Origin of the sequence: Paenibacillus ferrarius (assembly GCF_002027705.1) — a bacterium.
Lineage (GTDB): Bacteria > Bacillota > Bacilli > Paenibacillales > NBRC-103111 > Paenibacillus_E > Paenibacillus_E ferrarius.
In genome coordinates, this window is the sequence record NZ_MBTG01000056.1 from 221,509 (window position 1) to 236,797 (window position 15,289).

The 15,289-nt window shown below is 35.0% G+C and carries 21 protein-coding genes; 20 read left to right on the plus strand and 1 reads right to left on the minus strand.

The features are described 5' to 3' along the window. Positions 1 to 7 precede the first annotated feature (7 nt). The 17 genes from BC351_RS36245 (at position 8) to BC351_RS36315 (ending at position 11,676) form a co-directional block, all read left to right on the plus strand. Positions 8 to 1,186, plus strand: coding sequence for a hypothetical protein (locus BC351_RS36245; protein WP_079420288.1), 1,179 nt, complete (start codon positions 8 to 10; stop codon positions 1,184 to 1,186). A 12-nt stretch (positions 1,187 to 1,198) separates the two neighbouring features. After that, positions 1,199 to 1,468 (plus strand): hypothetical protein, encoded by a 270-nt coding sequence (locus BC351_RS36250; RefSeq protein ID WP_079420290.1) that lies wholly within the window; start codon positions 1,199 to 1,201, stop codon positions 1,466 to 1,468. A gap of 18 nt (positions 1,469 to 1,486) precedes the next feature. Beyond that, positions 1,487 to 2,494 (plus strand): hypothetical protein, encoded by a 1,008-nt coding sequence (locus BC351_RS36255; protein ID WP_079420292.1) that lies wholly within the window; start codon positions 1,487 to 1,489, stop codon positions 2,492 to 2,494. Next, entirely contained in the window at positions 2,494 to 2,979 is a 486-nt protein-coding gene (locus tag BC351_RS36260; protein WP_244209292.1) for a hypothetical protein, read from the plus strand. Before BC351_RS36255 ends, BC351_RS36260 begins: the two co-directional genes overlap by 1 nt. A gap of 4 nt (positions 2,980 to 2,983) precedes the next feature. After that, positions 2,984 to 3,313, plus strand: a complete 330-nt coding sequence (locus BC351_RS36265) for a hypothetical protein (protein WP_079420296.1) — start codon at positions 2,984 to 2,986, stop codon at positions 3,311 to 3,313. Next, positions 3,310 to 4,353, plus strand: a complete 1,044-nt coding sequence (locus BC351_RS36270; RefSeq protein WP_079420298.1) for a hypothetical protein — start codon at positions 3,310 to 3,312, stop codon at positions 4,351 to 4,353. Before BC351_RS36265 ends, BC351_RS36270 begins: the two co-directional genes overlap by 4 nt. Continuing rightward, positions 4,350 to 4,565 (plus strand): hypothetical protein, encoded by a 216-nt coding sequence (locus BC351_RS36275; protein ID WP_079420300.1) that lies wholly within the window; start codon positions 4,350 to 4,352, stop codon positions 4,563 to 4,565. The genes BC351_RS36270 and BC351_RS36275 overlap by 4 nt, the downstream gene beginning before the upstream one ends. After that, on the plus strand, positions 4,562 to 4,732 hold the full coding sequence (locus BC351_RS42840; protein ID WP_167388054.1) for a hypothetical protein: 171 nt from the start codon (positions 4,562 to 4,564) through the stop codon (positions 4,730 to 4,732). The genes BC351_RS36275 and BC351_RS42840 overlap by 4 nt, the downstream gene beginning before the upstream one ends. Positions 4,733 to 5,107: 375 nt before the next feature. Beyond that, the gene (locus tag BC351_RS42590; protein WP_158082353.1) at positions 5,108 to 5,284 is read left to right on the plus strand and encodes a hypothetical protein; all 177 of its coding nucleotides are present in this window, start codon (positions 5,108 to 5,110) and stop codon (positions 5,282 to 5,284) included. A 6-nt stretch (positions 5,285 to 5,290) separates the two neighbouring features. Next, complete coding sequence (locus tag BC351_RS36280) at positions 5,291 to 5,890, plus strand: GNAT family N-acetyltransferase (protein WP_079420302.1); 600 nt, start codon at positions 5,291 to 5,293, stop codon at positions 5,888 to 5,890. Positions 5,891 to 6,004: 114 nt separating this feature from the next. Continuing rightward, the gene (locus tag BC351_RS36285; protein WP_079420304.1) at positions 6,005 to 6,325 is read left to right on the plus strand and encodes a hypothetical protein; all 321 of its coding nucleotides are present in this window, start codon (positions 6,005 to 6,007) and stop codon (positions 6,323 to 6,325) included. Between the two features lie 15 nt (positions 6,326 to 6,340). Continuing rightward, a complete protein-coding gene (locus BC351_RS36290; protein WP_079420306.1) occupies positions 6,341 to 6,553 on the plus strand; it encodes a hypothetical protein in 213 nt (70 codons plus the stop codon). Between the two features lie 40 nt (positions 6,554 to 6,593). Next, positions 6,594 to 8,744, plus strand: a complete 2,151-nt coding sequence (locus tag BC351_RS36295) for a fibronectin type III domain-containing protein (RefSeq protein ID WP_079420308.1) — start codon at positions 6,594 to 6,596, stop codon at positions 8,742 to 8,744. A gap of 18 nt (positions 8,745 to 8,762) precedes the next feature. Then, positions 8,763 to 9,437 (plus strand): SGNH/GDSL hydrolase family protein, encoded by a 675-nt coding sequence (locus BC351_RS36300; RefSeq protein WP_158082354.1) that lies wholly within the window; start codon positions 8,763 to 8,765, stop codon positions 9,435 to 9,437. 397 nt (positions 9,438 to 9,834) lie between these two features. Continuing rightward, positions 9,835 to 10,500: a M15 family metallopeptidase gene (locus BC351_RS36305; protein WP_079420316.1), complete on the plus strand. Its 666-nt coding sequence runs from the start codon at positions 9,835 to 9,837 to the stop codon at positions 10,498 to 10,500. Position 10,501: 1 nt separating this feature from the next. Further along, complete coding sequence (locus BC351_RS36310; protein WP_158082355.1) at positions 10,502 to 11,245, plus strand: C1 family peptidase; 744 nt, start codon at positions 10,502 to 10,504, stop codon at positions 11,243 to 11,245. A gap of 185 nt (positions 11,246 to 11,430) precedes the next feature. Beyond that, positions 11,431 to 11,676, plus strand: a complete 246-nt coding sequence (locus BC351_RS36315; protein ID WP_208629904.1) for a hypothetical protein — start codon at positions 11,431 to 11,433, stop codon at positions 11,674 to 11,676. Positions 11,677 to 11,738: 62 nt separating this feature from the next. On the opposite strand, the gene BC351_RS36320 is transcribed toward BC351_RS36315, so the two are convergent. After that, complete coding sequence (locus BC351_RS36320) at positions 11,739 to 12,647, minus strand: hypothetical protein (protein ID WP_079420326.1); 909 nt, start codon at positions 12,645 to 12,647, stop codon at positions 11,739 to 11,741. Between the two features lie 873 nt (positions 12,648 to 13,520). Here BC351_RS36320 and BC351_RS36330 point away from each other — a divergent pair. The 3 genes from BC351_RS36330 to BC351_RS36345 all read left to right on the plus strand — a co-directional run bounded on the left by BC351_RS36330 (position 13,521) and on the right by BC351_RS36345 (position 15,084). Next, complete coding sequence (locus BC351_RS36330; protein WP_079420334.1) at positions 13,521 to 13,844, plus strand: hypothetical protein; 324 nt, start codon at positions 13,521 to 13,523, stop codon at positions 13,842 to 13,844. A 493-nt stretch (positions 13,845 to 14,337) separates the two neighbouring features. Next, the gene (locus BC351_RS36340; protein ID WP_079420341.1) at positions 14,338 to 14,553 is read left to right on the plus strand and encodes a hypothetical protein; all 216 of its coding nucleotides are present in this window, start codon (positions 14,338 to 14,340) and stop codon (positions 14,551 to 14,553) included. 21 nt (positions 14,554 to 14,574) lie between these two features. After that, positions 14,575 to 15,084 (plus strand): aminoacyl-tRNA hydrolase, encoded by a 510-nt coding sequence (locus BC351_RS36345; protein WP_244209293.1) that lies wholly within the window; start codon positions 14,575 to 14,577, stop codon positions 15,082 to 15,084. Positions 15,085 to 15,289: the final 205 nt, after the last annotated feature.

Here is a 15,289-nt window from a genome sequence, read left to right on the forward strand (position 1 = left end):
GTGAGATATGCAATACTGCTCAGCAGATTTTCTGGCTGCAATGAAAAGCCCAATTAAGCAGATGTATTTGAAGTTCGAATTTTACGATTCTAACATGAAATATATAAGCGAATACACTAAACAAGTTACAAATAAAGATAGTGGTTCAATATCTTTAGATGGATCTAGACCAATTAGAAGGAATTTTTCATTTAAGTTATTCAACAAAAAAAATGAGTTCAACTTTGGTGAAAATAATCTAATTTGGCTTGATAAACGCGTAAAGGTCTTTACTGGATTTAAAGTGAAAAGCGGAATTGTAGAGTATATACCTCAAGGTGTTTTTATATTAACAGAACCAGAGGATAGTCATACCACTGAGGGTAAAATCACTACATTAAACGGTCAAGATAAAATGTTTTTATGTACAGATCGCAGAGGGAAATTTCGTACTGAAACAAAAATAGATGTTGGTGCAAATATTGGTTCTGTAATAAAGTTACTCGCCCAAAAAGTAGGGGAAACTCTCTTTAACTTTGATAGTGTAGCTGAGACTGTTCCTTATACGCTTACATATCAAACTTCTGACAATATTTATAAAGCAATATCAGAATTAGCAGCGCTTTGCAAATCAGAAATCTATTATGATGTGAATGGGTATTTGAGGCTTCGAAAAATTGACTTAAATGAGTTTACACAATATCCACCTGTTTGGAGTTACTCATATGCAGACCCAAGTGAAAGATTTTATGCGGGTAATGTACGCAAACTAGATGAATCAAATCTCGCAAATAGAATTATCGTTTTAGGAGGCTCATCACAAACAGCAGAATGTTCATTTGAAATTGTCGTTACAGAGTCCAATCCAATCTGGGCAGGTCATCCATACTCAATTGAAAAGATTGGTGAAGTCACTTATGAACATAATTCAGGCAATCCAGACAGTTTACTATCAACTACAGATGATTGTAAATACAGGGCTAAATATGAACTGATGAACAGGCTTGGTTACACTGAAGTAGTTTCATTACAAATAAGTCCTAATTTCTTACATGAAGCTAATGATGTTATATATCTGGAGGACTCCGAAAATTCAGTTACAGGAAAATACTTGCTTAGAAGTTTTTCGCTCCCGTTGACTCCACAGTTGATGTCATGTGAGTGTTTAAAATATCGAGAAGTGATATCAAATTGGAATTTCATTTAAGAAGGTTGATTTATGGAGAATAAAGAATTTATTGCACTAATTGAAAATATTATTGATAACAAATTAAAAGAGTTGAACTTGCTTACAGGTCAATGGAATCTCGGAACGGTAGTGCAGGTTAAAAATGCAAAGCTTCTCTCAGTATATGTAAATGGCTCACAGACTCCTCAAGATATACCATGTAACCCAGATGTGACGTTTTCAGTTGGATCTAAGGTATTCGTTTTGTTCATTAATGGGAGAAGTACTGATAAGTATGTACCATTTAAAAGAGGAGTATAGCAGGAAGGAGAATGTAGTTTGGCTTTACAGAAACCATATAACATAAGTTTCAAAGGGTTAACTATTGCGGCAGGTGAAGTCAACAAACTGACTTGGCAAGTGTCAGGCGATTTAAGTGTTGCTTATCAAGTACGCGTGTTTAAAAACTCTGACAATATTTTAATTTATAACAGCTCAAAGATTACATCATTCGCTAATTCTCATTCCATTCCAGCTAATTCCTTTTTGAATGGTCTAGAGTATAAGATTCAAGTTATAATTTGGAACGATGCAGGAGCAGGCATTTTCTCTGATTACGAGATATTTCAGACAAGTTCCAGACCAGTTGTAGGGGTTTCGCCCATAGGAACGGTTGGCTCTCAAACGTATAATTTTACTGCTACGTACTCCCAATTAGAGTCTGTCTCAATGCGCTCATGGATTTTTTACTTGTATGACGCAAATAAGCTGAAAATATTTCAGTCTGAAATTCAAACAAACACAAATATCCATTATTTAATTTCGGGTTTAAAATCAAATACCAATTATTATGTTGAATTTCAAACGACAAGTAATAAAGGATTAGTTGGAACAAGTGGACTAGTATCATTCTCAGTTAGTTACTCTCAACCAAACATTAACACCAACCTTACTGCAGAAAATAACGAGAACGCAGGAATCAAATTAACTTGGAATACAATCCAAATTATAGGTTCAACATTGTCAGCTCCCATATTTATAAATGGGGAGAAGTTAAATGTTAGAAATGATGTCTTTTCCTTTAGTGAAGGCTTTCAGTTAACAAATAATTTCACATTAAAGCTATGGTTTGAAAATATTACTAGTAACGTAGATCTATTAGTCATTAAAGGGCAAAGCGGAACTATCAGTTTGCAGTATTGGAATGATCACAAGTTCCACTTATTCAAAGATGTGTATGGATATAGATCACATAATGTAAGCTCTGAGCTAATTGGTTCAGGCTTTTTTGTATATATTCAACAAATAGACGGAGATATGAACATAGAAGGAGAGGTGGTTAAATAGTGGCAAACCTATCTAGTTTCCCTAATCAAATAGATGCATTTACTCTCAAGACTGAGATTCAAGCATCAGATGTGCCATTAATTCAGAGATTTCAAGAATTAAAGCTAAAGTCAAGCAGAATACCATCTGAGGAAACCGAATTAGCCAACCTAACCAATCAGTTGCGTTCAAAACTAATTGCTGCTGATGAGTGGAATAAGTTTCAAGATGCGCTAGTTAATATGGAACAATTTCTCACTACAAATATTACAGGGTATGTAGCAACTAAACAAAATGAAATTAATGCAACTAAAGATGCTGCGCTTACACTAATTGAACAGAAAAAAAATAACATTATTGCCTATATGGATGGAACAACAGCAGGTGCAATTCGCAATGATATGGGTGATTTAACTACTCTAACAACCACAGATAAAACTTCTTTGGTCAATGCTATCAAAGAAGTCAAAGCAAATATAGAAATTCTCTACTGGATGGGGGTTTAAAAAAATGATAAATACACCAAAGAGGCTATATGTTGGTCAACCAACAACAGCAGCTACAACTTTATATACAGTTCCAGCAAATACAACCACTATAGTTAAGAATATTTTAATTACAAATACGACTGCAACCTCATCAAACATCACTATCTACGCAGTCCCAAATAGTCAGACTGTAGGCAATCAACACAAGATTCTTGCTGCCTACACAGTAAAAGGAAACGATACTATCAGTATGGATGTATCACTCGTAGTATCATCAAATGATACTATTCAAGCTTTGCAAGGAACATCTGCTGCTATTTCTATCTATGTTTCAGGAGTTGAGATTGTATGAGTATTAAACGCCTAAGTGCTATGACTGTTAAACCAACAACAGCAACAGGAAATGCTACTGCAGGAGATGTAAGAGCGACTAAAACTTTTTCATCAGACGCAGATGTTGATTTGATGGGGAGTGTACCAGATCGTGGAGCAGTAATAATCACACCAAGCGGAACAAATCAAATTGCAATTCCTGATGGAATTCATTCTGGAAGCGTGGTTTCACAAGTTTCTGTCCCTGCAAACAAAGTATTAACAGGTACTACGATAGCTGGTACTGCAGGGACAATGACAAATAACGGAACACCCACGATTGTTCCAACAAGAAGCAATATAACTTTGGCAGAGGGCTATTACGGCCCAACAACGACAGTTCAAGGTGTCCCTGTAGATGCTTCAAAAGTATTGAGCGGAACTACAATTGCAGGCACAGCAGGAACAATGCCAAATCAGCCAGTACTAAATGCTGCTACTGGTCACGCTACAGCACTTAACAGTTCAGCAGGCCAATACACAGCAGGCAATCCAAATGTTCGTTGCTATCTCATGCCTCCTGCTGGATACTATGATGGTGCTACGTGGGTTGCACAAGATCAGCCTGCTATTATTCCTTCGAACATTGCAAGTGATGTTACAATTCTCGGTGTTACTGGAAACGTTCCGAAACCCGTCTATGTGTCTTTACCTACTCCCAGATATGTACAGAACTTCAATGGTACTTCCGAGATCTTGAAATCTGCCCAAATTAACGTAACTGGACAGATATCAATCTCTATGAACCTCGGTAGCACCTATAACAATGGGGTATATGCATATCTGTTTCTTTATAAAAACGGTTTACGAATTGGAAATCCCGATGGTTATTACTCGAATCAACCTTATCCCGGTCTTGCTGTAGGTTTATCGATAGCAGTAAATGCAGGAGACGTAATTGAGGTCTCGGCTAGAGCCGAGAGTTCCTCAGGGGGAGCTACGGTGGGTAACTTTCTTATCACTAACACCTTATCATCCCCTACGAATGCCTCAAATCTTAAAGAGGGAGGTAGATCATGATCCAGAATACACTAACAACAATTCCATTTAAAACTCAAGCAGAGTTTGACCAAATCATGATCGCGAATAAGAACAATATTCTGGTGGTATATAATGACCTGATGGAAGGTAAATCTCTAGTGTTCAGTGATGATGCTCAAGGGAAATATGTCAAGAAGCTGGAAGACCAACTACTTCTTTTATCAGACGAATTAAGCGGAGGTATCCTATGACAAATCCTTTAGTGGTTCAGGTAATAGCAGAGCGTATCATGAACAAAGGAATAAACCCAAAAACTGCTGGAGTCTATACTCTTGATGAGATCACTAACGAGGAATATAGGCAGGCAGTAGTTGATTATCAAAACAGTCTAAGAGCAATCGTCCCGATTCCGAAGTAACAGCAGCCAAAGTAGAACTTGAACGACTCAACACTGAACTTGCTAAGTTTGAGGCAAAGAAAGCTGAATTGGAGAAGAAGTAGTAGTTAAAAATTATAGACTAAAGCTGCTCAAAATTGAGTGGCTTTTTTATTGTATGAAAACCATATCAAATATTGTACTATTTTAGTAGACATTAATCTCATATTTCAGGACATGAAAAATCGTGGACATAGACATAGGTAATTTGATATACTAAATTTAGTTGGTAAAAGTGCCCTTTTTATATACTCTTACTAGCTATAGATTCTAAAGAGATTCAGAACAGAATCTAGCATAGAATCAAAATTGAATCATAAACATAGTTCTAGGGTAACTTACCTTAGGAGGTGTTTTATGAGTAAGAGGAGAGTGAAAAAAATGGCTACTCAAATTGCTGCAACACCAATTGTGACTGGAAAAAAAGCAAGAGAAATCATGAAATCTATTAAAAATCAACCAAGCGAGAAGTCAAAGAAGAACGGGCAAGCGCTAATTGATTTTTTTAAGAGTTTCGAAACAAAGGGGAAGTAATGTGTTTTGAATCTTCCTGATAATTATACGTTGTCTAGATTAAGTATTGAAGATGAAAAAACATTGAGATCTTTCAATTGTTATAATGAAAAAGAATACTCTAAACTAGAACCTAGAACTAAAAAAAGACTTTCAAAAATTACTAAAGAAATGAATTCCTTTTTAGTAAAAGAAGCATATATAGAACAAGAATCAGCACTTAATACAACTTTTTTATTATACCATAATAGAGATTTGGCAGGATACATATCTTTATGTGCGGATAGCATCAAATTACAGTTAAAGGAAAGAGATTCTGATAATATTCCGTATGAAACAATCCCCTCTCTGAAGGTTGCTCGACTTGCGATAAGCAAAGACTTTCAAAAAAAGGGATTAGGTAAACTTCTGCTCAAATACTCCATTTATAAAGCCTTACTAATGAGAAAAGATTTCTGTGGTATCAAATTTCTTACTTTGGATTGTTTTCAACATCGATTATCATATTATGAAGCTTTAGGGTTTAAGAAAAATCTAAATCAAGATGTGCGAGATTTAGGTGTAAATTTCGCTCCAATAAGTCTTAGACTTCATATTGATAATTTTTTGGAAAGCCAAGATTTTTAAGTCACTTCCTCATGGAGTGGCTTTTTTGTATTCCCAATAAAAGAGGAGTTTTATCGTAAATAAACATGTTTGAGAACAGTAGTACTATGAGTGAGCAAAAACGAGGTGAATATTTTGGGGAATGAGTTAACTGAAAGTGAACGCTTAGCAATTGTAGAAACACAATTAAAGAATGTATTAGAAGGAATGGCTTCACTCACAAAATCATTTACTCGTCTTGAGGAGAAATTAGATCGTCGTGAAGAAAATTTTGTAACAACAGTATTATTGGATGAAAAGTTCAGGTTGCGTGATGATAAAATTGACGGATTACAAAAAGCCATCGTTGATATCAGATCCGAGAAACAATCAAATAAAAATAATTTGCCTGTTTGGTTAAGCATACTGCCATCACTAGCCGCTGTTGTTGTAGCCATCATTGCTATTTATAAATAAAAAGGAGAATGAAAAATGAATATTGATAAAGTTAAAGTGCTACGTTACGTTTCACTTCTATTTATTATTTTAGGAATTTTCAATAAAATTTCTGGACATTTTGGGTATGAGTTGCCTGAAGCTGAATTGGAATTTTGGGCAGATGTAGTTAGCGCTGTAGCGACCCTAATCTTCGGTATTACTCTAGATAGTAAAGTGATCCAATCATTATTTAAAGGTAAGGTTTAGAGAGTTAAGTAAAAATAATAATAGAAAGGAGTAATGTGAATTGGAAATAACACCATTAGGCTTTAAAAAGCCTGTAAGTTCAGATAGTGCAGATTTGAGAGTATTTATTGGGACAAATATGGATTTACTAGATATTTTAATATCAAGAAAGGAAAAAGAAATTCCTAAACAATCTACTCCTCCAACCTCACCTAAAACCTACGATTTATGGATTGACACAACATCTGAGCCATACTCACTTAAAATGTTCAGTGGATCTTTATGGGTATTAGTAGGCGGTAGCGGTTCTGGTGGCGCATCTGGCAAAAGTGCATATCAAGTCTGGCTAGATTTAGGAAATACAGGAACACCTCAACAATTTATTGATTCTTTAAAGGGAGCGCAAGGAATTCAGGGTGCTATAGGTTCACAAGGTATTCAGGGGCAAAAAGGCGACCAAGGTATCCAAGGACTTAAAGGAGATCAGGGAATTCAGGGTATTCAAGGATTAAAAGGCGATCAAGGCATTCAAGGAGCTGCAGGAAGTGGTGGGAGCAGTACTGGCACAATTCAAGGATTTGATAAATTCGTAATAAAGGATTCATGGAATACATCTGGTGTACACTCAACTCCTTCAAACATGGATACATTTTACATTATCAACACAGGAACAACTGACCTCACTTTTAACATTAATGGTATCACTCAAAATATAAAAGCAAACGAAGAGCTTCTTGATATTTTCGATCAATTCTCACAAGTTACAATTTCTGCAACTGGTACATTCGAAGCTAAAGTTGGAAGTGCCATTGTTTCGCCTACCAGCTCTGTTAAAGATGCTTTTTCTGGTTCAGCAAATGTAACTAGAACTATTTCTGGTTCCATCGTAGGGATAAGTAATGATGGCACAAGTCCATTAACTTTAGTGGTGAATGGAATATCAAATACTATAGTTGCAGGAGATGTTAAGGAGTTTTTGTTTGCTCCATTTACTCAGATTACAGTAAATAGTACAATTCCATTTCGCGCATACGTTAAAGGAGTGCCAGCAGCTATTGATACAACACCCCCAAATCCTATCACTGGGTTAATGGCTGGCACAGCAACAACGAGTACAATTCCAATTAGTTGGACTGTCTCTAATTCAGGAGATGTCGTCAACCAAGAAGTTGCTTACTCCTTAAATGGGGGAACAAGTTATACTATCGTTAGTTCTGCGATTAACCCTAGTTCTAGCTCTTACATTGTTACAGGGCTATCAGCTAACCAGTCGTATACAATCCGTGTGATAGCAATAGATGGTGCTGGAAACCGTTCTACAGGTGTGACTGTAGATAAATCAACTTTGGCATCTACCGACACAACACCACCTGAAGTAGTGACAAATTTAGCGGTAGGTACGCCGACATCAACTTCGGTTCCGTTAACTTGGACAGCATCTATTGCTTCAGATATCGCAAATTATGAAGTGGCATTTTCCACAGATGGAACCAACTATACAATCTCTAGTGCATCGGTTACTGGAACCTCATATACAGTTACTGGATTGACAGCAAGCACTCTTTATACATTCAGAGTTGCATCAATTGACACATCAAATAACCGTTCGTCGGGAAATCCAACGGTTCAAGCAACAACAACCACTCCAGCTTCGGGTACTGTTCAAGTATTCGATGACTTTAATCGTTCAGATGGGACAGTTGGCAATGCGGTTACAGGACAAGTATGGAATGGTGGAGGGGGAAGCCTTGCACCTACCATTATGAGTAATCAGATTGGTTTCACTGCTAATTCCACTAATTATCCTAACTTTAGCATTAGTCTATCTGATAATGTTGATATTGAAATGGACTTAATATTACCTACTTTAACTACTGGGAATATTTCTGGCGTTTCTGCACGAGTGAATGCTGGTAATAATCAAGGTTTAATATTTGGAGCACTTTCAAACGGGACTAGGGCAGGATTTCTTTCAACTTTAACGGGTGCAGCTACTGTTCCTGCAACAGCAAGCTTTACATTTAATACAGGGCAAGCATATCGTTTGAAACTAGAAGTAAGAGGAAATGTCTATAAGGGATACATTGATGGTGTTTTGATTCAGAGTTATACAGATACTGCGAATATAGGCTTGTCAAATACAAAGTATGGATTTGTTTTCTATAATACCGCTGTACCAAGAGGAGACAATTTCAAAATAACATCTCATTAAGAAAGGGGGCGTATTGAATTGACATTGAAGAAAACATCAACTCCAAGTAGCTCAGGTACGCCTGATACTACCTATTCAAAGTATATTGGTAAAAAACTATATTGTTTTGGGGACAGCATAACACAATCAGTGGGTGCAACAAACAACTATCCTACATATGTAGCAACAAAATTAAATGTTACGATGACTAATTTTGGAAGCTCTGGCGCAGATAACAATCGATTACGATGTATTGTGTGTGGTGGAACATCAAGTGGAGGACTTACATTTACAGCACCAGACTTTTCAAATATTGATATTGTGACTTTGACCATTGGGCATAATGGTGGTGTTGGAAGTTCAACAATTAACGACATTTCAGGGATCACTGATTTCAATTTATATCCTGATACTTTTTATGGCAATGTGTGTCGAAGTATTGAGTACATACTGAACCAAAATCAAAATATTAGAATATACTTGTTGACTCCAATTCAATCACTCAACTCAACATATATCACAAGCACAGCTGCCGCTACTACAGCTATAAAAGTAATAGGTTCTAAATACGCTTTACCTGTAATTGATCTGCAAAACACTAGTGGACTACATTTTAGAAACATAAGTTTATTTACAAGTGATGGAACACATCCAAATCCATCGGGGGCACAAAGAATTGCTGAAGTTGTTTATAGGCAAATGTTAAGCTACTGACGCTTTCCTGTAACTCGAAAACCAAAGAAGCTAATGCAATTACGAGGACATAGGTCTTCATTAAGTTCATAAGACCATCCACCTTCATCGAAGTTGTAGTGCCCTTCAGCTCGCCATAGAACATGACACTTTGGACATCTTAAAGTATCTACATTTGGATCACTCGATTGCACTATTGCTACATTGGATTTATTAGACGTAAAAAAGGTAGAAAAATTAGTGAGTAATTTCAGAGTAAACACCCCTTCTTAATAACGAACGAAATTATAGGAATATATTACCATGGATTAAGCGGAAAAGAAATATGTTTTGATTTGATGGGAAATTAAATAAGAGGCTTAGATTAACAAGGCGAATCCAATGGGTTCGTCTTTTTTTCGTTAGGAGGAAACGAATAATGTTACTCTCACAATTACTAAATAAGAGTGAAGCAAGAATAAGTAAACTTCATCCCGTTGTAGCAACTAAGACTCGTCAACTTATTACCGCGGCGTTTAATGAAGGTATCAACATTGTTATAGTTCAAGGATTACGCACATTTGAAGAACAAGCAGCCTTATATGCTCAAGGTAGAACAACAGCAGGTGCAATTGTGACGAATGCTAGGGCTGGATATTCGATGCACAACTATGGGGTAGCTCTGGATTTCTGCCTTTTAGCTGATGATGGTATTAATGTAGTGTGGACTGTTAATGACAAGTGGCTTAGAGTCGGAGCAATTGGTAAAAGCCTTGGATTTGTCTGGGGTGGAGATTGGACTTATGAAAAAGAAGGAATTGTAGATTATCCACATTTTGAGATGAGTTTTGGTTTGAGTATTAATGACTTGAGAAATGGCGCAAAGTTGCCCGATTTAGTTGAAACTGTAAAGGATGAGGATGAGATGAAACTTGATTTAAATCAATGGAAAATGCTTGGTGATTCAATCGATGCTTGGTACAGAAAAGGCTGGATTACAGATTATAAATGGGCAGAGAAAAGCTATAAACAAGAGTTAACTCTAAGTGATTTGGCATGGCTGCAATCAATTGTTTTCTCTCGTCAAAATGGAATTCAGGTTTAGTATGGAAAGACAATATCTACTCAAGCCAGATAGACCAGACCCTAAAGACTATAAGTATGCCAGCTATAGTTCTCAAGAAATTAAACCAATTGATCTTCGTCCATACGATTTCCCTGAAATACTAGATCAAGGTTACTTAGGTTCATGTACCGCTTTCGCAATATCGGCTTTGAAACAGTTTAAAGAAAGAAATGAAAGCCAAATTAATGCATACTTTTATCTTTCACAACTTTACCTATATTACAAAGAACGAGAAATTGAAGGAACAATTGACTTTGATTCTGGTGCGTCAATACGTGATGGTCTGAAAGTACTACAGCAAGTTGGATGTTGTACAACTTCCTATTTTCCATACGTTGAATCTAACTATAAGAATAAACCTAGTATTGAAGCAGATGAAAATGCTAAAGAGCATAAGATTAATTCATATTCGCGCTTGTTTACTGCACTTCAATTGAAACAGGCACTATCTGAAAAGAATCCAGTTGTTATGGGTGTAGAGATATTCCAAAGTTTTGAGAGTTTTGAAGTAGCAAGTACAGGCGTAGTACCATTTCCTGATAGAAACAAAGAGTATTCGTTAGGTTATCACGCTGTTTTAGCAATGGGATGGAAGATAATCAATGGTGAGGAATATATCATCTGCCGTAACTCGTGGTCGAAACAGTGGGGGGACAAAGGTTACTTCTATCTTCCGATGAGTTATATTGGAAGATTAGTTTCAGATATGTGGGTTACGAATTAATTGAATATTGATTGAACTAAGAACAACCAAAAGGGATAATATGAACTAAGAATGGCCAAGTGCTATTGTAGTTTGTATTATCCCTGTTTTCGCTTTTATAAAATAAAAATAACAGTATACAATATATTTAATGTGTGTTATATTAATTTTGCGGAGGAAAATATTTGAAGAAAGGAGAGATGAAGATGATCAATATTCGCAAAGTGGAAGATGAAGTTTGGAATAGAATTAAGCAGAAGACGAATTGGACAGACGATCAAATTAAACTGAGCCAAAGTATGGTAAGCAATACAGTTAGTTTGTATGTAACAATGATGTTTCAAGTTTATAATGAACAACTCATTGAATTAATCAGCGGTGACAATTTTATCAGGTTGCAGAACATTGACCAGACAGCACAAGACATCCTAAAAGTTAAAGAAGTTATGTAAAACAAAAATAAAATATAATTTAAATAAAAAAACTACCAGAAGGTAGTGATGGAAGTTAAATGCTATTTGTAATGAGGTGGTAGCAAAATATTAGATGTGAAATGAGTAGGATAGATTGTTACTTTGCCGAAGTTTGTTAAGATTGTTGTAAACTTAATTTCATCAATCTCAATTTTTTGTATCATCTGTTTACCTATTGATGAAGCTTTATTTTCATCAGCAATTAATATGAAACCATCGATATCTCCATTAATAATATATTTATTATGATAAATAGTACCATTTTTCATCTTGATTGTTACTGTTAATTTTGAATTTGAGATTAATCTGAACGTCTTGATAAGTGGTATTAAAGAAATAAAATATGCTATTGATAAAGCAAATACAGTGTAAATCAATTCCTTATAACCTGTTAGTGGCAGTTCCAATAACATTTTACTTGAAGATAAAGTAGTATTGTTATGAGATTCACCGATATTAAGAATAGTTATATTAATAAGAACCCCATACATCAGTGAAAGTAAAATAAAATATACTACCATCGAGATAACTATTAAAAGAAAAAGGAATAAGCCAGATCTCTTTTTATCCCTTATAGCAACTGTAAGTTTATTGAAATAATAGTTTCTAAATTTTTTAATAATTATGATTGTCATAAGAAATAGTAAAATAGCGAGGAAAATAATAGACGACCACCATTTAAATACAATATGTAAAGGTGTGTTAGAAGAACCCTCGGACTTGTCTAATACTGTAATTAATACAAAGTAAGCTGTTGCAAAGATAACAAAGAAAATATACAAGGTTATTTGTCTGAAGGTTTTTATTGAACTACTTAGAAACAACTCCTCTTCTTTCGGGGCAGTAATTATCGTAAATGGATTAAAAACTAGCTTAATTTTACTTTTACTACTGAATAACGCTATTCCTAAGCCACTAAACACCCAAGTAATGATATTGTATAAATCCATTTTATTTCAGCCCCATTTGTATTTAATAGGTATATTCTACCACATTTAATAACAAATTAGCGGGTTTGAATGTCATGTTTTTGAATAATTTGTCATAAATAATTGATCAAGAAGAAAGCCCAATGAAAGCATAATTTTATTCGGCAATATTTTGTGTCTTGTTCTTTTTGAAAAAATCAAACCCATTTGAAATTGCTTCAAAAATAGAAATGCCGATTACCAACACATTAATCAAGTTAGCCTTTAGAAGATCAAATTGTGAGAAACTTTTTTTACATTTTTGAAATAATTCATATGTGGCTTTTTCGTTGCAATCTATGCCTAAATCAAAAGGTCCAATGTTAAACGCAATAGCGAACGTGAAAAAGGCAATCAAAATGTAAAACGCAAATTTAATTAAAATTGTTGCTTTCCTTGTCCTGAATAAAATATTAAGAAAAACAATGTAGAGAACAAATACCGAAAATGTCAAAACAATAAATTTGTTAACATCGTGCTGCTGATATTTAATACTTATCTTACCTAAAATATAAAAGGAATAATGCAAGGTTACTAAAGAGAATACAAACTTAGTGCAAGTAAAAGAAAATCTGAACAGCGACCAGATCAATGTGCATACTGCAACTAACGGAATTACATTAAAATATACATTCGCATTCGATGCCAATTCAGCAGATAGTAGCAATAACATGATTCCAAATAGGTGATTAATTTCTTTGTTTACAAAAATTCTCTTTATACGATTAAGCATTATTTTCCAACTTTCTGTATCTATAATGAGACATTATAAGTTACCAAATATCACCATGTCTACATCTTTCGACAAAGAGTGGAAGCAAATAAAATAAGGATTTCATAAGGAGGATTAATTCGTTGGATTTTAGCAAAATGTTTGATGATCGGTTTTTACATCGTAACAAATCAATAGGCTCATATTGTGTAGAATGGTATTTAGACTGTGGAATAGTCATTGAGAATGAAATCTGGAAAAACGATCAGAAAAGAAGAGAATCTATTCTTCAATCTCTCTGGGAGGAATGTTTAGATGATAGTCCATGGCTCAGTGATAAAAATCCAGACGATTACCGAAAAATAATCTATTATCGAGATGGAGAAGAACTGGAAACAGGAAGAAAAATAATTCTTGCTATCGAAAATATTACATGGGGTTCTCCAACACTATACATAAAGAAATAGTTTATGAAAACTAAAAATAAAATTAATTAAATAAATTACTAAACACAAACAAATCTTGTTTACTCAACTCTGCCCGTTGTTCATCCCAATTGAATCCATCTACTTGGGCAGAGTACATATACAATCTATCGTTCTCACTTAATACATAAATGGTGAATCGTCTATCTTTAACAATTAGTTTGTAGTTTAGAATTCTTTCATCATTAAACTCATGTTTGAGTAAATCACGTATCGCGTATTCACTCTCATAAAGATAGTAGATATTCAGCATGTCCCAGATGAATTCCATTTTGACTAGGTACGACTTAGATTCTCGGAGGCATGAAGGATGGAAGGGCACGAAGCCATTTAGACATACTTTTTCTTCATCGTCTACTACACCACAGTAATAGCACATGGCTGCGTGTACGTCGCAGTATCTTAGTTTGAGAGACATTTGTTCACCCGTTGAAAGTTGTATTTTATAAGGAATTATAACATAGAGAGGAGATTTATGATTAAAACAACAAGTTATTTAAATTATTGTCCAAGGTTCAAAGATTACTCGCCAGTTTTAGTAGTAAGCGATAATGAAAGTACCGAAAGTTTTGAAATGGGTGTTTATGGTGATTTGGCTGAAGCTGAAGAAGCAATTAGTAAAGCCGAGCTTCATGTGAGTAAATATAGGAATGTTACTGAATTAGTCGCGGCAATAGAAAATCAGGAATAGGATGGCAACTGGAGGAATTGAATGTATATCGAAATGAAGAATGATGAATATGAGAAGTTTGAAGAATATGTTGCCAAAACAGAAAAGTCGCAAGGAGCAGAGTGGGATAAGTTGAGGGAGATGGTTAATAATCATAAAGATTCTAGAAAGTCAGATGATGACGAATTAGTCCAATACTTTATCGTTAACTCAGAACTCAATATGTCAGCAGGTAAGATTGCTGCTCAAGTGGCACATGTGGAAACATTGTGTACTATGTCTATCTTAAATGAGGGTAGAGTGCAATTCGATGAAGATGATGATATTAATCAAAGATATGAAATGTTTTACAAATGGTTAAATCACAATCAACCTAAAATCATCCTTCGCGGCAAACAAAAGGAACTAGAAAAGTTAATTGAACAAGGCTGGTATTATATCTGCGACAATGGACGAACAGAAATACCTGAAGGATCACTGACTGTAATTGGGTGCTCTCCTGAATGGAAATCGGTGATGAAGCCAATCGTGAAGAGGTTTCAGTTGTTATGAAAAGGAAAAGAGTGAATAGTGGAATTACTATAAACGGACTGATAAACAATGGCAATAGCGATACAAGAACACTAGATGAAAAAATTGAAAGCTTGCGTAAATTAGGTGTGAATGTATCGGCTGTAATAGAAGACAAGACATTGTGGTCTAGAATAAAACGATATTTTTTTTGGAATTGAAGTATCTGATATTAATACAAAGGGAG